This window comes from Oribacterium sinus (genome assembly GCF_963553175.1).
GTDB classification, from domain to species: domain Bacteria; phylum Bacillota; class Clostridia; order Lachnospirales; family Lachnospiraceae; genus Oribacterium; species Oribacterium sinus_B.
Genome location: NZ_CAUVME010000032.1, coordinates 1 through 26,109 on the forward strand (window position 1 = coordinate 1; position 26,109 = coordinate 26,109).

Sequence of the window (26,109 nt, forward strand, 5' to 3'; positions counted from 1 at the left end):
CAGCTGACAGTTACTAATAGGTCGAGGGCTTATCCAATGCGTCTGGTTTTTGTCTTGACATCTTTATTTCACTATGATAGACTCTTTCAATCGGATATTTATTTATGCCTCTATAGCTCAGTCGGTAGAGCACGCGGCTGTTAACCGCGGTGTCGTTGGTTCGAGTCCATCTGGAGGCGTTTCCCATTTCTCTTCGCTAAGCCAAGAGAATGTGTGGCGAAGTAGCCAAGTGGTAAGGCGTGGGTCTGCAACACCCTGATCACCGGTTCAAATCCGGTCTTCGCCTTTCGCTCTACTATAGAGTTATGGCGCCATGGTCAAGCGGTTAAGACACCACCCTTTCACGGTGGTATCACGAGTTCGATTCTCGTTGGCGTCACGGTATCCCAAGATGTTCTTGGGATTTTTTTGTATATAAATTTATTTTGGATTTTAAATAGTTTGTGTTCAGATATTTGTATTCATATATCTGTATTCATAATAATCTGATGTTATATAGAAATTTGGAGGAATTATGGAGCCCTTATCTTCTACAGAAATATTGCGTTTTTATCAGCTAAGAAATCAGGGATGCTTATCTTTGGAACCTCATGTACTTTTATTTGATGAAATTGACTCCACCAATACGGAATGTAAAAGAAGAATTCAAGAGCTTCCCTATGGAGAAGATATTTTTTCCCATATTTCGGAAGGTACCGTTTTTCTTAGCGATTATCAAACTGCCGGACGGGGTAGGATGGGCAAATCCTTTCTTTCTCCCAAGGGCTCCGGCCTGTACTTCAGTATCTTGACTAAGCCCAGGGGAGAAAACAAGAACCCATTGATTCTAACCTGCCATGCAGCTGTTGCGGTAAAACGTGCCGTGAAGGAGCTTTTTGATATAGAGCTTTCCATTAAGTGGGTGAATGACCTGTTTTATAAAGGAAAAAAGCTAGTGGGAATCTTAGCTGAAGGACAGCTTAGCGATTCTTCTTCTTTGGCCTATTGTATTATGGGTATCGGGATTAATCTTTTTCTGCCGGAAGCCGGATTTCCTGAGGAGCTTTCCGGCATTGCCGGATCATTGTTTGATTATCATGAGGAAAAGAAAGAAACTATAAACCGAAATCAGTTTCTTGCTTCTATCCTGTTTCATTATTTTTCTCTATTAGATCGGGACAAGGTGGAAGAAGAGTATAGGAAGGAAAATATCTTATTAACTAAGGATATCCTCTTCACGGAAAACCATCAGGAATATCGAGGAAGGGTAGAAGCGATTTTAGAGGACGGTTCTCTTTCCGTGCGTTGCCAAGAGGGCAGCATGAAGATTGTTTCTTCCGGAGAAGTAAAGGAGAAATTCCTTTAAAGTATTTTGAAGAGGAAATTCTTTTAAAGTATTTTGAAGAGGAAATTCCTTTTTTACATAAAATATAGAAGCAATACAGATAAGTTAAATCTTGGGCTTAGTTCCTCATAGATTGTTCTGCATTTTCATGTTAAAATATGCAAGATTCTAAGGAAAAATGTTTTTTGCAAAGGGGTTATAGATTAGGTATGAAGGATCATAGAAAGAAAAGAAGAAGTGAGCAGCATGTGGAGGAGGAAGCCAATTTTATCGGGGATATTCTGAAGCTGCTCTTCGCCTTATCCCTGGCCATTGTGGCTATCGTGGTTTGCTTTTTGTTTTTCAAGAATATTGCAGGCTTTTCTTTACCGAATTTAAAGGCGACGGAAGCTGCCTCAGAGAGCAGTAAGGAAGCGGTTGTGATTACGGAAGCCACCAAAGAGAGCAAGAAGAAAGAAACGGAAGCCAGAACGGAAAAGACTACGGAAGAAAGCTCGGAGGAAGAAACATCGACCAAATCCGAGGAAAGCAATAAGGAGAGTACCAAGGAATCTACGAAGGAATCCGGAAAAGATTCCGCCTCCAAAGAGGAAAGCAGTTCCTCCGGTAAGGGCAACAAGGAAAGTATCGGGGAATCTCCCACCTTGGAGAGTCAAAGCGGTAAAAAGAGCAGTACGGCAGCAACGAAGGAATCTACGGTTGGTCAGAAAAGCAGTAAGAGCCATAGCTCTGATGATGCGGTAGTGGGTGAAGGCCCCAAGTCTGCGGATGATAGTGGAGACAATCAGGGCCCGGGCCAGCCTTAGGAGAATGAGGAGCAATGATATACTATATCTGCGGAAAATCCGCTGTAGGAAAGGATAGCATTTTCCAAGAGCTGGTGAAAAGAAGCGACTTAAAAAGGATTATTCCTTATACCACCAGGCCTATGCGCCCCATGGAAAAGGAGGGGGAGGAATATCATTTTCTTTTGGAAGAGGAGTTTTTAAAGCTTCTTTCAGAGGGGAAAATGATGGAAAGCCGCAGCTACGATACTGCCTTTGGACTTTGGTATTACGGTACGGCTTATGAGGAAGGTTTTCGGGAGAAAGGCAAGGGCTTTCTCTGCATCGGAACCTTGGAAAGCTACAACAGTATTAAAGACTATCTGGGGCAGGAATTTATTCAGCCTGTTTATATTGAGCTGGAGGATGAGCTTCGCCTAAGTCGAGCCAAGGCTCGGGAGCAGGGGAATGATCCCAAAGCTCTGGAGGAGCTGGAAAGACGTTTTCAGGCGGATAATAAGGATTTTTCGGAGGAAAAGCTTCGGGAAGCCGGCATTAAGAAACGCTATCACAATCTTGATTTTGACAAATGTGTGGAAGAGATTCTGGCGGATATAAAATCGGGGACGGAAAGAGGGCTGTAGCGGGTCATCCGATTGTGATAAGAAGAGAACAGGAAGAGGAAAAGGCAAGGAATGAAGGGGATTTCCATACCGGATCATCGAATCCATCATGCTTATCTTGTGATTGGGCAGGAAGAGGACTTGCTTCGTCAGATGGCGAAGGACTTTGTGGTACGGCTTTTTCATAAAAGTAAAAAGGAAGAACCGGAAAAGCAGTTCAGCCTTCCCCTGGAAGAAGAAAGCACAGAGAACCGGCCGGATTTTTATAGTGAAAAGGAAGAGCCGGAGGACAGTTTGAGTCTTCGCATTGAAAAGGAAGAGCATCCGGATCTGATTTTTGTGGATTATCAGGAGAAGGAAAACGGAGAGAAGAAATCCAGCATTTCCATTGATCAGATTCGTCAGGAAGTGAAGGGGACGGTGGACATTTCCCCGAAGGAAGGGCAGTACAAGGTCTACGTGCTTTGCCACAGCGATAAGATGACGGTGGAGGCTCAAAATGCCCTTTTAAAAACCCTGGAGGAAGCTCCGGAGCATGTTATCATGATTCTCCTTTGCGAAAATGAAAACAAGCTTTTAGACACCGTTTTGAGCCGTGTGGTTCGAGTCTATGTGGGGGATATGCCCATTGATAAGCAGTGGAAATTGCTACAGGAAATTCCGGCTCTTCGTGCCTTACCCGCCTTTTTAAAGGAGATTGCCCATAAGAAGCAGGAGGAAATGCAGAAATACGCGGAGGAGCTGGGACAGCTGGACGGGCAAGAGCTCTACTGTTTTCTTGATATTATTTTACGGGATGTGTTATGCTATAAAAGCACGAAAGACCATCATTTGCTTTATGGGCAGAGTGCCAGAGAGAGCATTACGGCCATGGCGGAAAAATATTCCTATTGGACACTGGGGCAGTGGGGAGAATATATAGAACGCTATAAAGAAGGACGGGCGGTAAATGTTGCCCAAAACTATCAGATTTTAGATTTCTTTTTGTTTTTATCCAATACATAATTATAGAAAAGCCATAAAGAAAGCCAAAAAAGCCATAAAGAAAGGGTTATAGATGACAGAGGTAATTGGAATAAAGTTTCGAACCGCGGGAAAGGTATATTATTTCGCTCCCAAGGGCATAAGCTTTACGAGGGGAGAGTTTGCCGTGGTGGAAACCTCCAGAGGCGTGGAATACGGAGAAGTTTTGATGGCCAATAAGGAGCTTCCGGAGGAAAAGATTGTGATGCCTCTTAAGGAAATTCTCAGAAAGGCCACAGAGGAGGACCGGAAGCAGTACGAAGTAAATCATGAGAAGGAAAGGGAAGCTTTTCAGATTTGCCGGAAGAAGATTCAAGAGCATGGGCTGGAAATGAAGCTGATTGACGTGGAATATACCTTTGACCGGGGAAAGGCATTGTTCTATTTTACCGCGGACGGCAGGGTGGATTTCCGTGCGTTGGTGAAGGATTTGGCAGCGATTTTTCGTACCAGAATCGAACTTCGACAGGTGGGGGTAAGAGACGAGACCAAGCTTCTGGGAGGCTACGGCTCCTGCGGTCGGCCTCTGTGCTGTCACAGCTATCTTCCGGAGTTTGTTCCGGTGTCCATCAAGATGGCAAAGGAGCAGGGCCTATCCTTAAACCCCAGCAGTATCTCCGGGGTCTGCGGTCGTTTGATGTGTTGTTTGAAAAATGAAGAAGAGGTTTATGAGTTCTTAAATTCCAAGCTGCCGGCGGTGGGAGACTATGCCACCACCAAGGAGGGCTTAAAGGGAGAGGTGGTTTCCGTTTCCGTCTTAAACCAGAAGGTAAAGCTGATTGTAAACTTGGAAAAGGAAGATGAGAAGGAGCTTCGGGAGTATGAGGTTTCGGAACTGAAGTTTAAGCCAAGACGGAGAAAAGACGAAGCCTAAGTATGGTTTTCATAGGGAAATAGGATAAAGAGGACAGAAAGCCCGGCTTTGAAACGAATACAGGACTTATAAGGAAAAGAGCAGAGATTTGTTCATGGAAAGAATAGATGATTTACAATGCAAGGGCTACCGGATTATTCAGGTTTCGGAAGCCTTTTGTTATGGAACGGATGCGGTGCTTTTGGCGAATTTTGCAAAGCAGGGAGTAAAGAGAGGAAGAGTCTTCGATCTCTGTACCGGAAACGGAATTGTGCCCTTGCTTTTGGCGGCAAAAACAGAGGCGGAAAGCATTTACGGAATCGAAATTCAAAGGGAGGCAGTGGAGCTTGCCAGAAGATCCGTAGCCTTAAATGAAGAGGAGCGAATCCATATCCTGGAGGGAGATCTTTGCAAAATTCAAGAGCAAAGGACGGTAGAGGGGAAAAGCCTGGCCTCCTCCTTTACGGTGGTGACCGCAAATCCGCCCTATATGCAGGGAGACCTGCAAAATCCGCTGGAAAAGAAAAATATCGCAAGACATGAGGTGAGCTGCAGTTTTTCTGATGTTGCGGAGGCGGCAAGATATTTACTGGCCCCTAAGGGGAAGTTTTATCTTGTGCATCGGCCGAAACGAATGGCGGAGATTATCAGCATTTTACGGGAAAAAGGCCTGGAGCCGAAAAGATTGCAGATGGTTCATTCCTTTGTGGAGGGAGAGGCAAAGCTTTTCCTCTTGGAAGCGGTACGGGGAGCCTCTGTAGAGCTTCGGATTTTACCGCCATTGATACTGTATCGGGAAAAGGGAGTCTATACGAAGGAGCTACTGGAGATTTACGGAGTGGGGGCATCATAAGATCATGGAGGGAATGCTTCGGAAAAAGCCGGCTCAGAAAGCTCCATCTTTCCGCCGTATTTCTCCCATTAATTAATCAGGGCAGTAGGAGAAAAATAAATAGAGAAAGGGCTAAAACCTTATCCGTATACGGATATTATCCGAATATGGAGTCTAGGCAGAGGCCCTTTCTTTTGTTATGGTAAGGCTAAGACCGGTCAACGTTGTTGCTTTGGAGAGAGTCTACAGAGAAGTCTTTCTCAAGAATGAAAAATTTCAAAAGAAAGGAGGAATTTTATCGTTTTTTCACAAGCTTTTTTGCATTCTGTGGTAAAATGTCCCAAGTAGTAAGCAGTTCCTGAAAGGAAGGACAAATATGGCATTGGATGCGAAAAAATTGGTATTTGAGCCAATACGGGTGGAGGACTCCGTCCGTATTGCTCCTTATTTTTATCGAAGACCGAACAAAACCTGTGATAGTTGCGCTTTGGACAGCTACCTCTGGGCGGAATATTGTGACACCCGTATTGCAGAGTGGGAGGACAAGGCTCTTTTTATTCTGATGGAGAAGGACGGAGAGCAGTATACCGCCACGCCCTACTGTGACGAAGAGGATTTGCCTCAGTATTTTGATTTGATTAAGGACTACTTTAACCAGGTTTTAAAGAAGCCTTTAAAGATTTATTTGGCGGATGAAGAGGCAGTAAAGTACCTGCATTTGGAAGAGGATCCCCGCTTTATCGTACGGGAAGAGGAGGATTACAAGGACTACCTCTATGATGCGGAGGAGCTACGAACCCTGCCGGGAAAGCGTTTTCATAAGAAGAAGAATCTGGTCAACAAGTTCAAGAGAGAATATGAGGGCCGTTGGGAATATAGAAGTATTCGCTGTTTGGAAAAGCAGGCAGTTTGGGATTTCTTAGATCGTTGGTACACCCATCGGGTCAAGGAAGAGGGAAACGGAGAGGAAACCCTGGAATACGAAATCAAGGGAATTCACGAGGTTTTACAGAATTGCTTTGCTATAGACCATTACATCGGAGGTATTTTTATAGACGGAAAGCTGGAGGCTTTCTCCATCGGAGCCTATAATCCCAGAGAGGAAATGGCCAGCATCTCTATTGAAAAGGGTAATCCCAATGTCCCCGGAATTTATCAGGTGATTAATCAGGAATTTCTGCTTCATGAATTCCCCCAGGCAAAGCTGGTAAACCGGGAGGATGATATGGGGCTGCAAGGTCTTCGGAAGGCAAAGGAAAGCTATAATCCCATCGGCTTTGCCAGAAAATACATGGTATTGCAGAAGGATTTCCAGGGCTATGAGAAGTATCTTACGGATAAATACGAGAAGGACGTAGAAGAGTATGAGTAGAAGAATTCTTCTTCTCCGAACGGAGGCGGAACAGGAAAGAACGAAGGCCTTGTATCGGGAGATTTTCCCGGAGGATTCGGAAGCCTTTGTGGACTACTATTATCGTAAAAGACCGAAGAGAATCCTTGCCATGGAGGAAGAGGGAGAGATTGTGGGCATGCTTCATATCAACCCTTTCAGGATGTCCTTCTTTAAAAAGGAGCTTACGGCAAGCTACCTCTATGCCATCGGTACCAAGAAAGAAAAGAGAAAGCAGGGGATTATGGGAGAGCTGCTTCGCCGTGCCTTTTCTCTTTTAGAGGAGGAGGGAGAGCCCTTTTGCTTCCTGATTCCCGTGGCGGAAAGCATTTACAGCCCCTACGGCTTTCGGACTATAGGAAAGCTTAGCCTGGAAGAAAAGCCTTTGGAAGAAATCGAGAAGTCTGCACTTTATGCCCTTCCCACCAAGGAACTTTTAGAAAGACGGGCAGAGGAAGCGGCCCTCTCCGATGAGGAGGATGAACTGCCGGAGGATCCGGTGGTGATGCTGAAAATATTGAACCCGGAGGCCTTTCGAAAGTTCAGCGGCTATACAGACGATACGGAAGATGCTCTTTTGCAGAGACTGGCAAAGGAGAGGATTTATATTATTGACGTGGACTAATTTTAATGCTTGCAATCAGTAGAGAACTTTGCTATCATTGTTAGCTGTATCACTATTCCTTGCTTTTCCAAAAGGAAAGGCCAGAGACCAAAAGGAGGTAAAAGCGAATGAACAAGTATGAGTTATGCGTTGTTCTCAGTGCGAAGCTCGATGATGAGGAGAGAGCAGCAGCCATTGAAAAGATTAAGGGATTTATCACCCGTTACAATGGTACTGTTGTAGAGCCTATCGAAGAGTGGGGTAAGAAGAGACTGGCTTATGAAATTCAGCACATGAAAGAAGCCTACTACTATTTCATCCCGTTCACAGGAGATGCAAACACTCCTAACGAGCTCGAGGACCAGGTTCGTATTATGGAACCGGTAATCCGCTATCTTGTGGTTAAGCCAGAAGAAGAAACAGCTAAGACAAAGAAGCATGAGCCTGCAGCAGAAGCAGTAGCTGAATAAGCAAGCGGAAAGCGAGTAAAACATGAACAGAGTTATCCTGATGGGTAGATTGGTAAGAGATCCGGAAATTCGGTATTCCCAGGGTGAGAACAGCATGGCCATTGCAAGATATACTCTTGCCGTGGACAGAAGAGGCCGCAGAAACCAAAACGATGGACAGCCTACAGCAGATTTTATCCGTTGTGTGTCCTTCGGACAGAGAGCAGAATTTGCAGAGAAGTATATGCATCAAGGTATGCGTATGTTGGTATCCGGCAGTATTCAGACAGGCAGTTATCAGAACAAAGACGGACAAACCGTATATACCACAGACATTATTGTGGATGACCAGGAGTTTGCAGACAGCAAAGGACAGGGAGGCAATACTTCCTATTCCCGTTCTTCCGGCCCCTATGTAGGCGGTGGAGAAGAGGATCTTGGAGAAGGATTTATGAATATACCTGATGGGGTAGAGGACGAGGGACTCCCCTTCACTTAGGTAGGGAAGGTTTCCTCAGGATGAAGAGCAGCATAGCTGCAATATAGAAGGAGGAAAGCCATGGCATTTCAGAAGTCAGATAAGAGTGGTTCAGCAAGACCAAGAAGAGCCGGCGCAGGCTTCCGCAGCAGAAAGAAAGTTTGTGGATTCTGCGGAGATAAGGTAAAGCCGGTAGATTATAAGGATGTAGGAACATTAAGAAAGTATATCTCTGAGAGAGGAAAGATCCTTCCCAGAAGAATTACAGGTTCTTGTGCATTACATCAGAGAGCAATCACTACCGCTATCAAGCGTGCACGACACATTGCTCTGTTACCATACCAGGTAGATTAATGAGAACAGCTCCACGAAAGTGGGGCTGTTTTTTTGTTTATCCCAATTACTCTTTAGGGATATTGTTATTATTGTTAAGCTGCTGAATTGCAATGTCTGGCTCTAAAAATACTTTCCTCAACTTCTCATAAAGCTCCATGTCATAATAGTACCCCTTGTAAAAGAATGTATATATTTTTTTATTTCGGTACAAAACAATTCCGTCTCCTAAATCCTTGACCAATATATTTCCATCAATAATTGCCTGTAGTAATTCCTCACGGGATTCAGAAAGACATTTCTGCTCATATTCTTGTTGTTTCTTTGTCTCCATCAACTGAAACAATACAGAATGTTTAAATATAATCATTGCTAACCAAATATCCCAGAAATAATATATTATAATATGAGAGAAGCAAATAAAAAATAATAATTTAGTATACCAAGTTATCTTAAATTCGCACATAGCAAACAAGATAAGAAATAAAAAGCAAAAGTAAATTATACTTAGGAATCGGTAGAATAAATAATGAGGGTTAGCTTTTCCTGCACGAAAACAAAAGTTTCGAAAGCCTCTGGTATAGAAAACTTTTTCTCGCTCAGCTTCAGTTAACATTGCTTTTCCTCCTTTAGAAGTTATGGATTATTCCATCAAATCAGTACTTGCAAGCTACCTTTAGTTCTTCCCTGATAAAGAGGAAGAATCTTTTTCAAAGTATTCTTTAGGGATACTGTTATTCTTAAGCTGCTGAATTGCAATGTCTGGCTCTAAAAATACTTTCCTTAACTTCTCATAAAGCTCCATGTCATAAAAGAACCCCTTGTAAAATAATGTATATATATTTTTGTTTCGGTACAAAACAATTCCGTCTCCTAAATCCTTGATCAATATATTTCCATCAATGATTGCTTGTAATAATTCCTCAATAGATTCAGAAAGATATTTCTGCATCTTTTCTTGTTGCTTCTTTGTCTCCAACAACTGAAACAATACAGAATGCTTGTATATAATCATTGTTAACCAGATACCCCAGAAATAATTAGCTATAATACCCAAGAGCCCCCCAAATAAAATGCATTTAACAAGCCAATTTATTTTAAATCCAACCATTGCAAATCCGATAAGACACATGAAACATAACAAAAGAATTTTGCGTAATCGGAGTAGTAGAACATGAGGGTTAGCTTTTTCTGCTCGAAAACAAAAGTTTCGAAAGCCTCTGGTATAGAAAACTTTTTCTCGCTCAGCTTCAGTTAACATTGTTTTTCCTCCTGCCCTTAGCATAAATCCTGAATCAGTATATTTAGGAAAAATGCTGCCACGAATCTTTCTTTTGCATCCCGCTTGCTCTTCCATTTTATGTGATATTTTATCGTGATTTTATGGAAGGAGCAATTAGTATTCTTTTTCGGAATACAAGATATTTCCTATTGTAGTTGAAAATGATTTAGTGCTATAGTTTAGCGGTAAATGAGGAAAGAATGGAGGCAAGTTTATGTCCTATGTAAGTGAGGTTTATCAGGCACTGGAGAAGAAGCATTCCAATGAGGCAGAATTTTTAGAGGCAGCGAAGAGAATTTTAGAGTCTCTGGAGCCTATTGTGGCAGCCAATGAGGAGCTTTACCGGAAAAATGCGTTACTGGAGCGTTTTGTAGAGCCGGAAAGAATTATTAGTTTTAGAGTGCCTTGGACAGATGACCAGGGAAAGCACCATATCAATATCGGTTATCGTGTGCAGTTTAACTCTGCTATCGGACCTTACAAGGGAGGACTTCGTTTTCACCCAAGCGTAAATCAGTCTATCCTGAAGTTCCTGGGCTTTGAGCAGATTTTAAAGAACTCCCTGACCGGTCTACCCATCGGTGGCGGTAAGGGTGGTGCGGACTTTGATCCTAAGGGCAAGTCCGATGCGGAAGTTATGCGCTTCTGCCAAAGCTTTATCACAGAGCTGTATAAGTACATCGGAGCCAATGAAGACGTTCCTGCCGGTGATATCGGCGTAGGCGGAAGAGAAGTGGCTTATATGTACGGACAGTACAAGAGAATCACCAACTTGTACGAGGGTGTACTTACCGGAAAGGGAAGAACCTTCGGAGGCTCTCTGGCCCGTCCGGAGGCTACAGGATACGGTCTGGTCTACATTGTGGATGAGATGTTAAAGTCCGTAGGAAAGGAAATCAAAGGAAAGACCATTGTGGTTTCCGGTTCCGGTAATGTAGCTCAGTATGCCATCCAGAAGGCACAGAGCCTTGGGGGTAAGGTAGTAACCTGCTCCGATTCCGGCGGATATGTGTATGATCCGGAAGGCATCAAGCTGGATGTGCTTTTCGATATTAAGCAGGTAAAGAGAGGCAGAATTTCCGAGTATGCCGACCGTGTTGCGGGAGCGACCTACCATGCAGGAGAGCGTCCCTGGGGTGTAAAGTGCGATGTGGCATTACCCTGCGCAACCCAGAACGAGCTAAATGGAGAAGAGGCTAAGACCTTAATCAAGAACGGTTGCTTCTGCGTAGCAGAGGGAGCAAATATGCCTTCCGATGAGCAGGCTGTGGATGTATTCCTGGAGAATCACTTCCTTTACATGCCCGGTAAGGCAGCCAATGCCGGCGGTGTTGCCGTTTCCGCATTGGAGATGAGCCAGAACTCTCAGAGACTTTCCTGGAGTTTTGAAGAGGTGGATGAGAAGCTTAAGGGAATTATGCAAAACATTTTCAAGAGCGTATCCGAGGCGGCAAAGCGCTACGGCCATGAAGGTAACTTTGAGGTTGGAGCCAATGTAGCCGGCTTTGAGAAGGTAGCTGAGGCTATGCTGGCACAGGGCTTGGTATAAGAGAGAAGTAAGGGCGAGAGAACCGATTTAGGGTGAAGGGCTTGGCTATAGAAAAAAACTATAGCCAAGTCCTGTTTTTTTATATTTGCCTAAGGAAACGTTTTTACGCTATACTATATCCACTTCAAAGACTCTCATTAGGGGGAGTCTAAGGAATGACAAGAAAAGCATTTTTGTAAAGGAAAATAAAAAGTAAGGAGAAAAAAGCATGCAAACATCAGTAATCGGTTTCCCAAGAGTGGGAGCATTAAGAGAACTAAAGTTTACAACAGAGAAGTTTTTTAAGGGATTGGTTTCCGAGCAGGAGCTACAGGAGCTTGCAAAGGATATTCGAAAGAAGCAGTGGTTAAAGATGCAGCAGGAGGAAGTGGATTTCATCCCTTCCAATGATTTCTCTTTTTACGATAACTTTTTAGATACAGCAGTGCTTTTTAACATCATTCCGGATCGTTACAGAGAATTGTCCTTAAGTCCCTTGGAGCAGTACTTTGCTATGGCAAGAGGCTATAAGGGAGAGGCCGGAGACGTGAAGGCTTTGGCAATGAAGAAGTGGTTCAATACCAACTACCATTACATGGTGGCGGAAATCTCCGATAAGGATGTGATTTCCCTTGTGGGTGACAAGCCCTTCCAGGAGTATGAGGAGGCAAAGGCTTTAGGGGTCGAGACTAAGCCTGTAGTTATCGGACCATTTACCTTATTAAAGCTGCTTCGTTATACAGAGAAGAAGACCGAGAAGGATTTCCTGGAGCAGGCAGTTTCCGCTTATAAGGCTTATGTGGAGAGATTCGTTTCTCTTGGTGCCAAGTGGATTGCCTTTGATGAGGCTTATCTGGTAAGAGACCTGGAGAAGGAAGACTTGGAGCTCTTTACCGCCTTATATCAGGGAATTCTTTCCGTAAAGGGCAGCACCAAGGTTATATTACAGACATATTTTGGCGATGTAAGAGATGCTTATGAAAGCATTTTGGCACTTCCCTTTGACGGTGTAGGTCTTGATTTCTTAGAGGGTAAGGAGACCAAGGCACTTGTAGCCAAGGGCTTCCCCAAGGATAAGCTTCTTTTCGCCGGTCTGGTAAACGGAAAGAATATCTGGAGAAACCATTACGAGAAGACCATTCAGGAGGTAAAGGATTTAGAGGCTAAGGGCATTTCCGTAGTACTGAGTACTTCTTGCTCCTTACTGCATGTTCCTTACACCTTAGTAGGAGAGAATAAGCTTTCCGAGGAAGTAAAGAGTCATTTCAGCTTTGCTATCGAGAAGCTGGAAGAGCTTTTGGATTTAAAGGAGCTTCTTAGCGGTAAGGCTAAGCCGGAGGTTTTAGAGGCCAATAAGGCGCTCTTTGCAACAGCAAGACCGAACAGTGAAGACAAGTCGGTAAAGGATCGTTGTGCAGCTATTACCGATGCGGACTACACCAGACTTCCTGTATTTGAAGAGAGAGAAAAGCTTCAGAAGGAAGAGTTTAAGCTTCCCCTCTTCCCCACCACAACCATTGGTTCCTTCCCACAGAGTGCGGATGTTCGTGCCAACAGAACTGCCTTTAAGAAGGGGGAGAAGACCAAGGAAGAGTACATTGCATTTAACCAGAAGAAGATTGCAGAGTGGGTAAAGATTCAGGAAGATTTGGATCTGGATGTACTGGTGCACGGTGAGTTTGAAAGAAACGACATGGTGGAGTACTTCGGAGAGCTCTTAAGCGGATTCTTATTCACCGAGAAGGCCTGGGTACAGTCCTATGGAACTCGTTGCGTAAAGCCGCCAATCATCTGGGGTGATGTACGTAGACTTTCCGCTATGACTGTGGAATGGTCCACCTATGCACAGAGCTTAACCAAGCGTCCCATGAAGGGAATGCTGACAGGACCTGTAACCATCTTAAACTGGTCCTTCCCAAGAGAGGATATCAGCATTGCGGAGAGCACAAAGCAGATTGCCTTGGCCATCCGTGATGAGGTATTGGATTTAGAGAAGAATGGCATCAAGATCATTCAGGTAGACGAAGCAGCTTTAAGAGAGAAGTTACCTCTTCGTAAGTCTGACTGGTACAGTGAGTATCTGGATTGGGCGATCCCCGCCTTCCGTTTGGTACACAGCGGATGCCAGGCAGGCACTCAGATTCATACCCATATGTGCTACAGTGAGTTTACCGATATTATTAAAGCGATTGACAACATGGATGCGGACGTTATTTCCTTCGAGGCTTCCCGTTCCGATTTACAGATTTTGGACTCCTTAAGAGAGAACCATTTCCGTACAGAGGTAGGACCCGGAGTTTATGACATTCACTCTCCGAGAGTGCCATCCGTTCAGGAAATTAGAGAAGCATTGGCAAAGATGCTGAAGAAGATTGAAAAAGAGAAACTGTGGGTAAATCCGGACTGCGGATTGAAGACTAGAGCAAGCGAAGAGACCTTGGCAAGTTTAGCAAATCTTGTCCAGGCGGCAAAGGAATTGAGAAATGAGTATTGTTGATTTATTTCAAGAAAAAACAGTGTTTTCCTTCGAGGTGTTTCCACCTCGGAGGAACTCACCGGTTGAAACCATATATGACACCTTGGATGAGCTTCGGGATTTAAGACCGGATTTCATTTCGGTGACATACGGGGCAGGGGGCGGAAAGAATAACCAAAGCACCATCCCTATTGCAGAGCACATTAAGAAGGTCTGCGAAGTGCCCAGCGTGGTTCATTTTCCTTGTATAAATTTAACAAAGCAGGATGTATTAGAAAAGATTGATGAGCTGAAGACTGCCGGAATCAAAAATATCCTGGCTCTCAGAGGGGATATTCCCGAGGGAGAGGAGAATAGAGGAGACTTCCGCTATGCTTCCGACCTGATTGCCTTTTTGAAGGAGCACGGAAACTTCCATATTTCCGCAGCCTGCTATCCGGAGGGACATATCGAGAGCGCGGATAGAGTAGAGGACATTCGTTACTTAAAGAACAAGGTGGATGCGGGAGCGGAGAATCTGATTTCCCAGCTTTTCTTTGAAAATAAGCAGTTCTACATTTTTCAGGAGCGTTGCGCTTTAGCCGGAATTGATGTTCCCATTGAAGCGGGGATTATGCCGGTTATCAACAGCCGTCAGGTTTTAAAGATGGCCAGTCTTTGTGGCGTAAACGTTCCTAAGAAGTTTCAGAGAATCTTAGACAAGTATGCGGATAACCCCATTGCCATGAGAGACGCGGGCATTGCCTATGCGGTGGATCAGATCGTGGATCTGGTGACTCACGGCGTGGATGGTGTGCATCTTTATACCATGAACAACCCTTATATTGCCAGAAAGATTTATAAGGCAACCCATAGTCTTTTTGAGTCTACCCAGAAGGGCAACCCGGGCGGTTCCAGCGCTTCCGCATAGAGAAGATAAGGAAGCTTTGAAAATATCGTTTTTCAAAAAACATTAAAATAGCAGTAAAATGAGCTTTCATGTGGCATAGGATGGAAAAGGGGAAGGTATCATCCCCGCTTTCCGACCTGTACCGCATGGCTTTTTTTATTCTCGTCTGTTTTCAAGAGCATTTAGGGAGAATGCGGGTATTCGGCTTTGATTCGGACATGGGGGATGGTTTTAGACCTTTCCCGGTATGTAGGTTTTAGACCTTCCCCGGTAGCTCTTGCAAGACAGTAGCCTTTGTTGTAAGATATGGAGATGGTTTCAGAGAGGTCAGGAAAGAGGAAGGCTAATGCATAAGTTTCTACGATCCATTGGGTTTTCTGCATTGCAGGAAGACAAGGATGCAGAGTTTTATTTACAAAGGGCAGTACATGAAAAATATCGCAGCAGCTTTGTCTCCTATGGAAATGGACAGGTGGTGGAGCAGTATCAGCTTCCGGTAGCTCCCTCTATGGGCATTACTGTGGTTGGTCACAGAGATGCAGAGGGGATTTTTCACAGGGACTATTATTTCCCTTACATGCGTTCCTACGAAGGGGTGGAAACGGTGGAGGGAAGCATTGAGCGCCACGCGGAAAAGGAAACCTATGCCGGCGTGATGGAGGATTTTACCTCAGGGATTACCCTGATTTATTATCTTTGCAATTCCCTGGAAGCCCATCAGCTGAAACGGATGCAGATTAAGGCGGTGCCCAAGCAGGTCTATCTGACCGGACTTTCCGTGGAAGGAAAGATTCTTCTTCCCATAGAGAAGAAGGCGGAGGATGAGTGGGTAAAGCGACAGCACTTTGTGGAGCAGATGAAGCTTTTCGAGGCGGCAAAGGCAGGAGACCAGGATGCTTTGGAAACCCTGACGGAGACCGATATGAATCTGATGTCCGAGGTGAATCAGAGAATTGAAAAGGAAGACCTGTACAGCCTGGTGGAGTCCACCTTTATGCCTACCGGGGTGGAGTGCGACCAGTATTCCATTTTGGGAGAGATTGTAAATATTCGGGTGAAGAGCAATGTCTATACCCATGAAAATATCCTGGATTTAAAAGTAAGATGTATGGACGCGGTATTTCGTGTTTGCATCAATGAAAAAGATCTTTTGGGAGTCCCCGCCATTGGCCGCCGTTTTAAGGGCAATGTGTGGATGCAGGGAGAAGTGGAGTTTTTGGAGCAAAGCTCTAATTCCTAAGTATGATTGTTTGAAAGATAGATATAGGAAATAGTAAGCGAGACAATAAAAGACCATGAAAGACAGAGAAGATATTCTTGCCCATGTGGAAGATATTTGGCGAAAAACAGAAGAGCGCGGTATAGTGCGAAACAGTCCCTTTTTATCGGAAAGAGAAAGGGGACTTTTTTTAGAGAAAATCAAAAGAGAAAGAGGGGCTAAGTTTCTGCTTCTGGGAGGAGAAGAGGCGGAACGACAGGCCTTTTTCTTTTACCCAAGTTTTATGGAGGAGGAAGAGTGCAGGGAGATTCTCTTGGAAGACAATCCTGTAGTGCTTTTGGAAATTCAGGGAAAGCAGAAAAAATTTTCCGAAGAATTGTCCCATAGAGACGTGCTGGGAGCCATTATGAGTCTTGGGATAGAACGGGAAATGCTGGGAGACATCTTCTTTCGGGATGAGAAAAGCTATGTGTATCTGCTTCGGAAAATGAGGGACTATCTCTTGGAGAATTTGCAGCAGATTCGGCATACCAGTGTAGAAATCAAAGAGTGTGAGGAAGCCTTTGTCCCTAAGCAGGAAAGAATAGAGGAGCAGATCTTTGCCGCCTCCGAACGACTGGACGGTATCGTTTCCGCGGTATTCCACCTTTCCAGAGGAAAGGCACAGGAATACTTTGCCAAAGAACTGGTGTATAAGGACGGTTTGGCGGCGAAGGGCAGCAGCAGTCTAAAGGGGGGAGAAAAGATTTCCGTAAGAGGGCTGGGGAAGTTCCATTACCTTGGCCTTGAGAAAAACACCAAAAAGGGGAGAATGGTTTTACGGATCCTGCGATATGGATAGAGGAACTGTAACCATCGAAGGCGTTCGCTCCAATGCAGTATAGGCATGGAATCAGGCACGCTCCCTCTAAACTTGTCTCTGCGAAGGGAAGGACTGTATTCATGGAAGGTATTCGCTCCAATGCAGTATAGGCATGAAATCGGGCACGCTCTCGCTTACCTCGCCCCTGCGAAGGGAAGGACTGTATTCATTGATGAGGGACGCTCCAATGCAGTATAGGCATGGAATCGGGCACGCTCCCGCTAACTTCGCCTTCGCAGCGGTACTAACTTCAAGCTTCGCTTTAGCTTGCTTTCAGTAAGTACCGGCGGGCTCAGATTGCCCTCTTCCATGCCTATACTGCATAAGTCGCTACAATTCATTGATTGTTACAGTCCTCAACTCCACAGGTTTTCAGCAAGTAACGGGCTCGGATTGCCCTTTTACAGACCTATTATATATCAGTCGCTTCAATTCATTGATTGTTACAGTCCTTCTCTCCGCAGGTTTTCGGCAAGTACTGACAGGATCAGATTGTCCTCTTTCAGGTCCATAGGCTAAGAATTACTCCCCACTATTTGTTTACATTGGAGGGAATGCTCCATTCTTGGTTCTAAAATGCGTAAATCTACGGTGAAACTTATTTTTATATCCCATCTATGAGGGAAGTGCTTTATTTATTAAAGGAAAAGCGCTGGAGCTTAGAGTACAAGGCCTCCGGTAGGCGGAGTTCCATTTGTATTCCCTCCTCCTCGTAGGATAGGGAGAGAATTTTCCCTTCTTTTCGGATGCTGTTTTCCCAAGCCGCTTCGCTGTAGGGAAGCAGGATGGACAGGGGGCGGAGATTGGCGGAGGCTTTCTCGCTTACCGCCTCCATAAGCTCGGAAATTCCAATTCCTTCTTTAACAGAAATGTAGAGCTTTTCTCCCCTTTTCTTGGGAAGCTCCGACAGAGGAAGAACCTTGTCGCATTTGTTCATTACATAGAGCATGGGGATATGGCTTGCTTCCAGTTTTTTTAAGGTTGCTAGGGTGCTGTCCATGTGTTTTTGATAATTGGGGTCGGAATAGTCTACCACCTGTAAAATCAAATCCGCTTCAATGGCCTCTTCCAGAGTGCTGTGGAAGGCATCCAAAAGCTTGGGAGGCAGGTCTCGAATAAAACCTACCGTATCGGCAAAAAGGAATTCCTCTCCCCGTTCCCCCTTCACATGACGAATGGTGGTATCCAGAGTGGCAAAAAGCATATCCTTTTCTTCCACCTTTTCCTTCTGACCTTCCTTACTCCAATCTAAAATGGCATTCATAAGACTGGACTTTCCCGCATTGGTGTAGCCCACCAGAGCAATTCTTGGAATATTGGATTTCTCTCTTTTCTGCCGTTTTACCCGGCGCACCTCTTCCTGCTTCTTGCATTCTCTTCTGAGAAAAGCCATTTCCTCCTGAATCTTTCGCTTGTCCAGCTCAATCTTCTTTTCTCCTGCACCACGGTTGGAAAGACCGGCACCGCCGCTTCCGCCCTGGCGAGAGAGATTTTCCCGAAGTCCAACAAGCCTGGGCAGCATATATTGAAGGGTGGCATACTGCACCTGCATCTTCGCTTCCTTGCTTCTGGCCCGTTCCGCAAAGATTTGTAAAATCACCTGAGTTCTGTCCAAAACCTCCACAGAAAGAGCCTTGGACAGGTTATGGAGCTGGGAGGGGGAGAGGGCATTTTGGAAAATGACCAGATCCGCCTCATGAAAGAGTACGGCGGATCTTACTTCCTCCACTTTTCCGGAGCCGATAAAGGTAGCACTGTCCTCTCTGGCTAAGCTTTGGCTGATGCTGGTGCAGCATTCAATGGACAAGGCCTGACAAAGGCCGAAAAGTTCCTCCATGTCCAGAGCAAAGTCTCTGTTCTCCGGAAATTCCACACCCACCAGAACCGCTTTTTTGTTTTGAATTTGATTACTTTGCATAAAACTCCTTTATCCTTATCCCATATATCATTCAAATATAAAGGGATATAAATCAATGTTATGTATTTGCCCCGTGCTATAGGTCTGGAAGGTGGGGCGTCTGAGCCCGATACTTGCGAAAACCTGCGGAGAGAAGAACTGTATCAATCAATGAATTGAAGCGACAGATGCAGTATAGGCATGAAAGAGGGGCAATCTGAGCCCGCCGGTACTTGCGAAAAACAAGGGTACCGAAGTTTTTCGCTTAGTATCCGCTGCGAAGGCGAAGTTAGCGAGAGCGTGCCCGATTTCATGCCTATACTGCATTGGAGCGAATATCTTCAATGGTTACAGTTCCTCGCTTCGAAGGATACCCCCAATTCCTTGCCATCTTCTTGAAAAACCATGCCAGAGGCAGGAAGGGCAGCAGCAAAAGCAAGAAGAAGCGTAGAATCCGAAAGGCGGTATCCTGAAAAAATTCTTCCGGCATAATGTTTATCATACGGCTTAGGGCCGGATCAAAGCTCCAGTTCCCTTGAGAGAAAAAGAGCAGATGAAACTGCGTAAAGGCTTGGTCAAAGTTTTGGCTGGCGTAGAGGAAGAAGAGCAGTAGAATCACTAAAAAGCCTGCCATACAATAGAGGAAGCCTTTTCCCAGAATGGAAAGAGCCCTTCCGTGTTCTAAAATCACAAGCAGAAAGATGATAGCCAGGAGGGAGAGGAAGAACATCATGCGCAGGGTGAGGCTTAGGGTAAACAAAACCCGTACATCCGCCATGTGAGAGGCTTCATCTTCCTGATAGAAGTTTTGCTCCACACCATTTACCGAAACGGGGATAATGAGATTCTCCCGATCCCCTCGAAGGTAGCGAAGGGTCTCTCCCATAACCTTTTCCAAATCCGATAAGGGGATGGACTCTCCCCGATTCTCCAGCAAAGCCTCTTGAACTTGGTATTTTTGAAATTCCTGTCTATAATAGGAAGGATTTCCGTAGCAGGCCAGCTCAAAGCCTGAGACGAAGAGGATAAAGACCAGAAACAAAGAAAAAAGTAAACAGGCCAAAGGATAGAATATATGTTTTAAATGGGATTTCATGATTTCCTTTCTTTTGTTCTTTGGTGTAAAATGTGTAAGGCTAAAAATCTATTTTCAAAGATTTTCCATATTTTTTTAGTATAACACGAAGCAAGGCAGTAAAGGAGGGAAAAATGGCTAAGGACAATAAAACCAATGTATGCCGTCTTTTGGATAAGGCAAAAATTCCTTATGTGGAGCAGGAATATCCGGTGGATGAGGAGGATTTGTCCGGAGCTCATGTGGCTTCCGTCTTAGGCTTTCCCCCGGAAATTATCTATAAAACCCTGGTCTTAAAGGGGGATAAAACAGGCTACTTTGTGGCAGTGATTCCGGTGCTGGAGGAAGTGGACTTAAAGAAAGCGGCGAAGGTCTCCCAAAACAAGAAGGCGGAAATGATTCCCATGAAGGATTTGCAGCCTTTGACCGGATATATTCGGGGAGGCTGTAGCCCCATCGGCATGAAAAAGCATTTTCCCACCTACTTTCAAAAGCAGGGTGAGGAGCTGGAAAGAATCTATGTTTCCGCCGGTAAGAGAGGCCTGCAAATCGGCCTGTCTCCAAAGGCCTTATGTGCTTTTGTGTCCGGAAGCTTTGAGGATTTGATTCGTGGAGGAGAAGAGTAATATGAAGGTATCGATTTTAAATTTGGTTCCCCTGAGGCAGGGAGAAAGCTATAAAGCGGCAATGGAACGGATGGTGAATCTGGCGAAGAAGGCGGAGGAGCTTGGTTATACCCGTTACTGGATTGCGGAGCACCATAACACCCATTCCGTGGCCAGCAGCGCTACCCAGCTTTTGATCCAGTATGCCTTAAGCAATACGGAAAAAATCAGAATCGGTTCCGGAGGAGTGATGTTGCCGAATCATAGCCCCTATCTGGTGGCGGAGCAATACGGCACCTTGGAAACCCTCTATCCGGGCCGAGTGGACTTGGGGCTTGGCCGTGCTCCGGGAACGGATTTGGAAACCGCCAGAGCCATCCGAAGAGGCGTGGGCAGAGAGTCGGATTTTGAGCGGGAGGTGATGGAGCTTTCGGAGTATTTCCGGGACACGGAGGTGGTGCATGCCTACCCTGCAGCAGGGCTGAACATTCCCCTGTATATCTTAGGTTCCAGTACCGACAGTGCCTATCTGGCGGCAAGACTTGGGCTTCCCTATTCCTTTGCGGCTCACTTCGCCCCAACCATGATGGAGACTGCCATTAGGATTTATCAGGAGAATTTTAAACCCTCCGATGTTCAGGAAAAGCCCTATGTGATTTTGGGAGCAAATGCGATTCTGGCGGATACCAAGGAGGAGGCGGAGTCTTTAGCCACCACCCAGTGGCAGGCATTTTTGAATATCATCACCAACCAGTCCCAGGGCTTACTTCCTCCGGTGCAGTCCATGGAAGAGGTCTGGAAGGACTATGTGGAGGCGGTAAGAGTGCCCCACTTCGGCCCGGTGGCATTTACCGAGGAGCTGATTCATCAGGAAAAGAGAATCGTGGAGCGGATGGGCGCCTTTTCCTTCATCGGTACCAAGGAAGAGGTGCAGGCGAAAATGCGGGAAGTGCAGGAGAGAGTGCATTTTGACGAGCTGATTGTTAACTCCTACATTTATGAAGAGAAGGCTCAGCACTACTCTTACCAGCTCTTAAAGGAGGCTCTGGAGGAGCTTTAAGAGATATTTTAGAAAGATTTTCTTTTCCGGCATTGTTTTCGAAAAGGAAATACAGTAGTCTGATGGGAAAAGATTAAAGAATCCAAGGAGGAAGAAAAGATGGCAAAGGTAAAGTTTTTTTATGTAAATGGTTGTCCTTACTGCGCACAGGCAAGAAAGGCCAGAGAGGAATTGATTTCGGAGAATCCTGCCTACGGAAAGGTGGAGTTCGAGGAGATTGACGAGGGCTTACACCCTGAAATTGCAGAACACTATGATTACTGGGCAACTCCTGCTATGTTTGTGGCAGAGGAGAAGATTTATGAGTCCCATATCGGAGAGAAGTTTGAAGAAGCCAAGGAAAATGTAAAGAAGGTATTGGAGAAGGCTTTAGCAACAGCTTAATACAAAAATTAGCTTTCAAAATCCCGGAAGAAGGAATTTTGGAAGCTATTTTTCTTAGAGGGAAGGAAAGGCTATGGAAGGAATCAGAGAAGGGAATCAAATCAGGGGGAAGCACTTTCGTTTTACGGTGCTGACAGAAAGATTGCTGCGTCTGGAATACAGTGAAAAGGATTGCTTTGTGGATGGGGAGAGCCAGATGGTGGTAAACCGCAGCTTTCCTCCTGCAGAATTCCATTGGGAAGAGGGCAAGCAGGGAGAAGGAATTCTCCGCACTAAATATCTTCGATTGATTTATAAGGGGGGAGCTTTCAGCAGTGAAAATCTTCGTATTTTCGTCAGCGGAGATGCGGGAAACACCTCCGCCCTTTGGCATTATGGGGATAAGATTGAGAGCTTGAAGGGTACGGCCAGAACCCTGGACGGCATAGACGGTGCCCTGCCACTTGGAGAAGGAATCGTTTCCCGGCAACTTTTCTCCGTTTTGGATGACAGTAAAAGCATGCTTTATCATGAGGATAAGTTCTTTGTTCGAGAGGATCCTGAGGCAATCGACCTGTATTTCTTCGCCTATGGCACGGACTATAAGACGGCATTAAAGGACTTCTTCCATCTTAGCGGAGACGTTCCTCTGCTTCCCCGCTATACCTTGGGGAACTGGTGGAGCCGTTACTTTGTCTATTCCGAGGAAAGCTATCTGGAGCTGATGGACCGTTTTCGAGAGGAAAATATTCCCTTCCAGGTGGCGGTAATTGATATGGATTGGCATATCACCAAGGTGCCGGAGAAATACGGTACCGGATGGACCGGCTATAGCTGGAACAGGGAGCTTTTCCCTGACCCTCCCCGTTTCCTAAAGGCTTTGAAGGACAGAGGCATGGCCTGTACCTTAAATGTTCATCCTGCGGACGGCGTCCGGGCTTTTGAGGATTGCTACCCTGCCTTTGCGGAGTTTATGGGTGTGAATCAAAAGGAAGAAGAGCCGGTGCTTTTCGACCTTTTGGATGAGAAGTTTAGAGAAGGATATTTTCGTTTTGTGCATCACCCGATGGAAAAGGACGGGGTGGACTTTTGGTGGATTGACTGGCAGCAGGGAGAGAATTCCGGCATGAAGGGCTTGGACCCTCTTTGGATGCTGAATCATTATCATTATGAGGATAATAAGGGGGAAAATGGAGAGAAGCGCGGCTTGATTCTTTCCCGTTATGCCGGTCCCGGCTCCCATCGTTATCCCATCGGCTTCTCCGGAGATACGGTGATTTCCTGGGAAAGCCTGGATTTTCAGCCCTATTTTACCGCCACAGCCAGCAATATCGGCTACGGCTGGTGGAGTCATGACATCGGGGGACATATGTGGGGAGTGCGGGATGATTCCCTCTTTACCCGTTGGGTACAGCTTGGGGTCTTTTCTCCCATTATGCGCTTGCACAGTACCAACAATGCCTTTAACGGAAAGGAGCCCTGGAAGTACAGTCGGGATGCGGAGGCTGTTTCCAAGAATTTCCTTCGTTTGAGAAAGGCGCTTGTGCCTTATCTTTACACCATGAACTATCTTGCTCATGTGGAAAGACGTCCTTTGATTTTGCCACTGTACTACGAGGAGAAGCCCTGGGACGGATTGTACGATTACAAAAATGAGTATTACTTCGGAACAGAGCTGCTTTGTGCCCCCATTACGGAAAAGGAGGATCCTGTCAGTGGCTTAGGAAAAGTGAAGGCATGGCTTCCGGAGGGACGCTGGGTAGATTTCTTTACCGGAGAAAAGCTTACGGGAGGAAGAGAACTGGAGCTGTACCGCAGCCTGGAAAGCATTCCGGTTCTTGCTAAAGAGGGTACTATTCTTCCTCTGGACGGTAGAGAAGAGGGCAATGCAGTGGATGCGCCGGAGCTTATGGAGCTTCATATCTTCTCCGGGGCAGACGGAAGCTTCTGTCTGGCAGAGGACGAGCATGAATATGCCGACTTCCGTAAAGAAGATTGGGCCTTTACCAGATTTTCCCTTCGACATGAAAGTAAGGGTGAATCCGTGGAGGAGGTACTTCACATTTCCGCAGTGGAAGGAAATGAAAATGCCCTTCCCAAAGAGCGTCTCTTCCTTCTGCACCTAAGAGGGGTTTCCTCTTTAGAAGGCTTAAGCCTGACCTACGGCGATACGGAGCTTCCGGTAGAAGTAGGGGATTATCTGGAAGAGGAGGACGCTTTGCTCCTTTCCCTTCCTGCCTGGGATGGAAAGGAAGGCATTTGTCTTCGCTATCGCTATGACCGGGAAAAGAGAGAGGCGCAGGAGAATAAGCTCTTACAGGACAGAACTTTTACACTTTTACAGAATGCCCAGATTTCCTATGACGAAAAGACAAGGATTTATGCTTGCCTGGAGGAATTGGGAAAGAAGAGCAGGGCGGAGATTTTGGGAGCAGTACACTCCCGTTGTACCTCGGAATCCCTACGAGGAGCCCTTGTGGAATTGCTTTCCGCAAGCGGAGTGTAAGATTTAGGGGCTGTAAAATAGTTTTCTAAGCAATATAGGTCTGAAACGGGATACGCTCTCGCTAGTTTAATCCTGTGTATTGAAGGACTGTATTTATCATAAAGATGCGCTCAAATGCAGTATGGGTCTATAATCAGGGCACGCTCTCGCTAACCTTGCCTTCGTAGCAGTACTAACTTCAAGCTTCGCTTTAGCTCGCTTTCAGTAAGTACTGACGGGCTCAGATTGCCCCTATTATAGACCCATACTGCATTATTCGCTTCACTTATTGATTTTTCAGTTCTTCACTTCGCAGGATTTCGCAAGTACCAGGCTCAGACTACCCCATATTCAGACCTATATTGCCGAAAATCTATTATTTGCAGCTCCTTTTTTCTTGCTCAAAAATGCTGTCAACCCATAGACAAGGAAAAGCAAGGTCAAAGAGAATGGATTGTTTGAAATATACAAAAATAACGAAGTATTTTGTGCAGAAGCACAAAATGGAGAGTCTTGTAAAAAAGCTCCAAATTTATAGAAAAATGTTATAAATGGAAAGCGGAAGAAAAAACGGACTGTCCACAGGAAGCTCAGGAGATGAAAGAAATAATGGCGGAAAATCGACATTTTCGAGAAAAATCAAGAAAAAAACAGGAGAAAAAAGCCGGTTTATTATTGGGAAATCTCCAGGACAAATCTTGCTTTTCTATAAGAGAAACCGTATAATATGGAGAATAACAATTTTTTGTCAATCTAAAAAATATTTAGATTCAATAAACAAGAGCCTTATTGATTGTTTTGATTTTTCACCAGTATTGCTCGCATGCCTGGGGTATTTTGCGATAGAGATGAAAAAGCCGGAAAGGAGTTTCCCATGAGAGAACTCAAAACCACAGAGGCAGTGGGGACAACCCTCTGCCAGGATATTACCCAGATTATTAAGGGAGAGAAGAAGGGCCCTGTTTTCCGAAAGGGTCATGTGATTCGGGAGGAGGATGTTCCCGTGCTTCTTTCTGTTGGCAAGGACCACATTTACATCTGGGAAGAGGGGGAGGATACTCTCCATGAAAATGATGCGGCAGCCATGCTCTATGAAATGGGGCGGAGCGAAAATATGCACCCCTCCGAGGTGAAGGAAGGAAAAATCGAGTTTATCGCTGATTGCGACGGTATGCTGAAGATTCAATCGGAGAAGCTTTTTGCCCTGAATTCCTTCGGGCAAATGATGATGGCCACCAAGAAGAATCACAGCTTTATCAAAAAGGGAGAGGCCTTTGCAGGCACCAGAATTATCCCCCTTACCATAGAGCGGGAGAAGATGGAGGAAGTAAAGAAGATTGCGCCGGAGGGGGGCATTTTACAGCTTCTTCCCTTTGAAAAGAAGAAGGTGGGATTAATCAGTACCGGAAATGAAGTCTTTTACAAAAGAATCCAGGATAGCTTTACTCCGGTGGTACGGGAAAAGCTTTCTCCCTATCCGGTGGAAATTATCGGTCATGTGACCTGCCCGGATGATGTGGAGCAGGAGAAAGGGGCCATACAGGACTTCCTAAGACAGGGAGCGGACTTGGTCATCTGCATGGGGGGAATGTCCGTAGATCCGGATGACCGTACTCCATTGGCGATTCGCCTGTCCACGGAAGAGGTGGTAAGCTACGGAGCACCGGTACTGCCCGGTTCCATGTTTATGCTGGC

Annotated in this window: 26 protein-coding genes and 3 tRNA genes; 25 read left to right on the forward strand and 4 right to left on the reverse strand. The window is 45.4% G+C overall.

The genetic code is table 11. From position 1 onward, the window contains the following. Positions 1 to 106: 106 nt before the first annotated feature. From RYO92_RS08610 to rpsR, 14 genes are all read left to right on the forward strand, one after another. Positions 107 to 179, forward strand: a tRNA-Asn gene (locus RYO92_RS08610). A 36-nt stretch (positions 180 to 215) separates the two neighbouring features. Further along, positions 216 to 286 (forward strand) — tRNA-Cys (locus RYO92_RS08615). A 21-nt stretch (positions 287 to 307) separates the two neighbouring features. Continuing rightward, positions 308 to 379 (forward strand) — tRNA-Glu (locus RYO92_RS08620). 135 nt (positions 380 to 514) lie between these two features. After that, on the forward strand, positions 515 to 1,345 hold the full coding sequence (locus RYO92_RS08625; protein WP_315370131.1) for a biotin--[acetyl-CoA-carboxylase] ligase: 831 nt from the start codon (positions 515 to 517) through the stop codon (positions 1,343 to 1,345). A 188-nt stretch (positions 1,346 to 1,533) separates the two neighbouring features. Further along, entirely contained in the window at positions 1,534 to 2,130 is a 597-nt protein-coding gene (locus RYO92_RS08630) for a hypothetical protein (RefSeq protein ID WP_315370132.1), read from the forward strand. A 14-nt stretch (positions 2,131 to 2,144) separates the two neighbouring features. Further along, the gene (locus tag RYO92_RS08635; RefSeq protein WP_007157538.1) at positions 2,145 to 2,732 is read left to right on the forward strand and encodes a guanylate kinase; all 588 of its coding nucleotides are present in this window, start codon (positions 2,145 to 2,147) and stop codon (positions 2,730 to 2,732) included. Between the two features lie 51 nt (positions 2,733 to 2,783). Next, positions 2,784 to 3,716 (forward strand): hypothetical protein, encoded by a 933-nt coding sequence (locus RYO92_RS08640; RefSeq protein WP_315370133.1) that lies wholly within the window; start codon positions 2,784 to 2,786, stop codon positions 3,714 to 3,716. Positions 3,717 to 3,768: 52 nt separating this feature from the next. Further along, the gene (locus RYO92_RS08645; protein ID WP_007157536.1) at positions 3,769 to 4,608 is read left to right on the forward strand and encodes a PSP1 domain-containing protein; all 840 of its coding nucleotides are present in this window, start codon (positions 3,769 to 3,771) and stop codon (positions 4,606 to 4,608) included. A gap of 94 nt (positions 4,609 to 4,702) precedes the next feature. After that, positions 4,703 to 5,440: a tRNA1(Val) (adenine(37)-N6)-methyltransferase gene (locus tag RYO92_RS08650; protein ID WP_315370134.1), complete on the forward strand. Its 738-nt coding sequence runs from the start codon at positions 4,703 to 4,705 to the stop codon at positions 5,438 to 5,440. A gap of 355 nt (positions 5,441 to 5,795) precedes the next feature. Continuing rightward, positions 5,796 to 6,791, forward strand: coding sequence for a DUF2156 domain-containing protein (locus RYO92_RS08655; protein WP_308579306.1), 996 nt, complete (start codon positions 5,796 to 5,798; stop codon positions 6,789 to 6,791). Then, positions 6,784 to 7,434: a GNAT family N-acetyltransferase gene (locus tag RYO92_RS08660; RefSeq protein WP_308579305.1), complete on the forward strand. Its 651-nt coding sequence runs from the start codon at positions 6,784 to 6,786 to the stop codon at positions 7,432 to 7,434. The genes RYO92_RS08655 and RYO92_RS08660 overlap by 8 nt, the downstream gene beginning before the upstream one ends. A 107-nt stretch (positions 7,435 to 7,541) precedes the next feature. Next, the gene (gene rpsF, locus RYO92_RS08665; RefSeq protein ID WP_007157531.1) at positions 7,542 to 7,883 is read left to right on the forward strand and encodes a 30S ribosomal protein S6; all 342 of its coding nucleotides are present in this window, start codon (positions 7,542 to 7,544) and stop codon (positions 7,881 to 7,883) included. A gap of 22 nt (positions 7,884 to 7,905) precedes the next feature. Next, positions 7,906 to 8,361, forward strand: a complete 456-nt coding sequence (locus tag RYO92_RS08670) for a single-stranded DNA-binding protein (protein WP_007157530.1) — start codon at positions 7,906 to 7,908, stop codon at positions 8,359 to 8,361. 60 nt (positions 8,362 to 8,421) lie between these two features. Beyond that, on the forward strand, positions 8,422 to 8,694 hold the full coding sequence (gene rpsR / locus RYO92_RS08675) for a 30S ribosomal protein S18 (RefSeq protein ID WP_007157529.1): 273 nt from the start codon (positions 8,422 to 8,424) through the stop codon (positions 8,692 to 8,694). Between the two features lie 46 nt (positions 8,695 to 8,740). On the opposite strand, the gene RYO92_RS08680 is transcribed toward rpsR, so the two are convergent. Next, positions 8,741 to 9,289: a hypothetical protein gene (locus tag RYO92_RS08680; protein WP_315370135.1), complete on the reverse strand. Its 549-nt coding sequence runs from the start codon at positions 9,287 to 9,289 to the stop codon at positions 8,741 to 8,743. A 60-nt stretch (positions 9,290 to 9,349) separates the two neighbouring features. Next, positions 9,350 to 10,030, reverse strand: coding sequence for a hypothetical protein (locus tag RYO92_RS08685; RefSeq protein ID WP_315370136.1), 681 nt, complete (start codon positions 10,028 to 10,030; stop codon positions 9,350 to 9,352). Positions 10,031 to 10,169: 139 nt separating this feature from the next. Here RYO92_RS08685 and gdhA point away from each other — a divergent pair, with 139 nt between their 5' ends. The 5 genes from gdhA to RYO92_RS08710 all read left to right on the forward strand — a co-directional run bounded on the left by gdhA (position 10,170) and on the right by RYO92_RS08710 (position 16,908). Further along, positions 10,170 to 11,504 carry an NADP-specific glutamate dehydrogenase gene (gene gdhA / locus RYO92_RS08690; protein WP_007157527.1) on the forward strand — a complete coding sequence of 445 codons (1,335 nt, stop codon included), beginning with the start codon at positions 10,170 to 10,172 and terminating at the stop codon, positions 11,502 to 11,504. Positions 11,505 to 11,712: 208 nt separating this feature from the next. Further along, positions 11,713 to 13,980: a 5-methyltetrahydropteroyltriglutamate--homocysteine S-methyltransferase gene (gene metE / locus RYO92_RS08695; RefSeq protein WP_315370137.1), complete on the forward strand. Its 2,268-nt coding sequence runs from the start codon at positions 11,713 to 11,715 to the stop codon at positions 13,978 to 13,980. Further along, positions 13,967 to 14,869 (forward strand): methylenetetrahydrofolate reductase [NAD(P)H], encoded by a 903-nt coding sequence (gene metF, locus RYO92_RS08700; protein WP_315370138.1) that lies wholly within the window; start codon positions 13,967 to 13,969, stop codon positions 14,867 to 14,869. Before metE ends, metF begins: the two co-directional genes overlap by 14 nt. A gap of 325 nt (positions 14,870 to 15,194) precedes the next feature. Continuing rightward, a complete protein-coding gene (locus RYO92_RS08705; RefSeq protein ID WP_304072371.1) occupies positions 15,195 to 16,088 on the forward strand; it encodes a DUF3881 family protein in 894 nt (297 codons plus the stop codon). A 55-nt stretch (positions 16,089 to 16,143) separates the two neighbouring features. Next, positions 16,144 to 16,908, forward strand: a complete 765-nt coding sequence (locus tag RYO92_RS08710) for a YlmH/Sll1252 family protein (RefSeq protein WP_315370139.1) — start codon at positions 16,144 to 16,146, stop codon at positions 16,906 to 16,908. A gap of 652 nt (positions 16,909 to 17,560) precedes the next feature. Here the strand turns inward: RYO92_RS08710 and hflX are convergent. Beyond that, entirely contained in the window at positions 17,561 to 18,847 is a 1,287-nt protein-coding gene (hflX, locus tag RYO92_RS08715) for a GTPase HflX (protein ID WP_315370140.1), read from the reverse strand. A 295-nt stretch (positions 18,848 to 19,142) separates the two neighbouring features. Continuing rightward, positions 19,143 to 19,922 (reverse strand): TIGR01906 family membrane protein, encoded by a 780-nt coding sequence (locus RYO92_RS08720; RefSeq protein ID WP_315370141.1) that lies wholly within the window; start codon positions 19,920 to 19,922, stop codon positions 19,143 to 19,145. 113 nt (positions 19,923 to 20,035) lie between these two features. Here RYO92_RS08720 and ybaK point away from each other — a divergent pair, with 113 nt between their 5' ends. From ybaK to RYO92_RS08750, 6 genes are all read left to right on the forward strand, one after another. Beyond that, entirely contained in the window at positions 20,036 to 20,527 is a 492-nt protein-coding gene (ybaK, locus tag RYO92_RS08725; RefSeq protein WP_183684688.1) for a Cys-tRNA(Pro) deacylase, read from the forward strand. 1 nt (position 20,528) lies between these two features. Next, on the forward strand, positions 20,529 to 21,566 hold the full coding sequence (locus tag RYO92_RS08730; RefSeq protein WP_315370142.1) for an LLM class flavin-dependent oxidoreductase: 1,038 nt from the start codon (positions 20,529 to 20,531) through the stop codon (positions 21,564 to 21,566). A 99-nt stretch (positions 21,567 to 21,665) separates the two neighbouring features. After that, entirely contained in the window at positions 21,666 to 21,950 is a 285-nt protein-coding gene (locus RYO92_RS08735) for a glutaredoxin family protein (protein ID WP_304071600.1), read from the forward strand. A 73-nt stretch (positions 21,951 to 22,023) separates the two neighbouring features. Continuing rightward, positions 22,024 to 24,435 (forward strand): glycoside hydrolase family 31 protein, encoded by a 2,412-nt coding sequence (locus RYO92_RS08740; protein WP_315370143.1) that lies wholly within the window; start codon positions 22,024 to 22,026, stop codon positions 24,433 to 24,435. 530 nt (positions 24,436 to 24,965) lie between these two features. Continuing rightward, the gene (locus RYO92_RS08745; protein WP_315370144.1) at positions 24,966 to 25,292 is read left to right on the forward strand and encodes a hypothetical protein; all 327 of its coding nucleotides are present in this window, start codon (positions 24,966 to 24,968) and stop codon (positions 25,290 to 25,292) included. Further along, on the forward strand, positions 25,289 to 26,109 hold an 821-nt coding region (locus RYO92_RS08750; RefSeq protein ID WP_315370145.1), incomplete at its 3' end, for a molybdopterin-binding protein. The genes RYO92_RS08745 and RYO92_RS08750, both read left to right, overlap by 4 nt.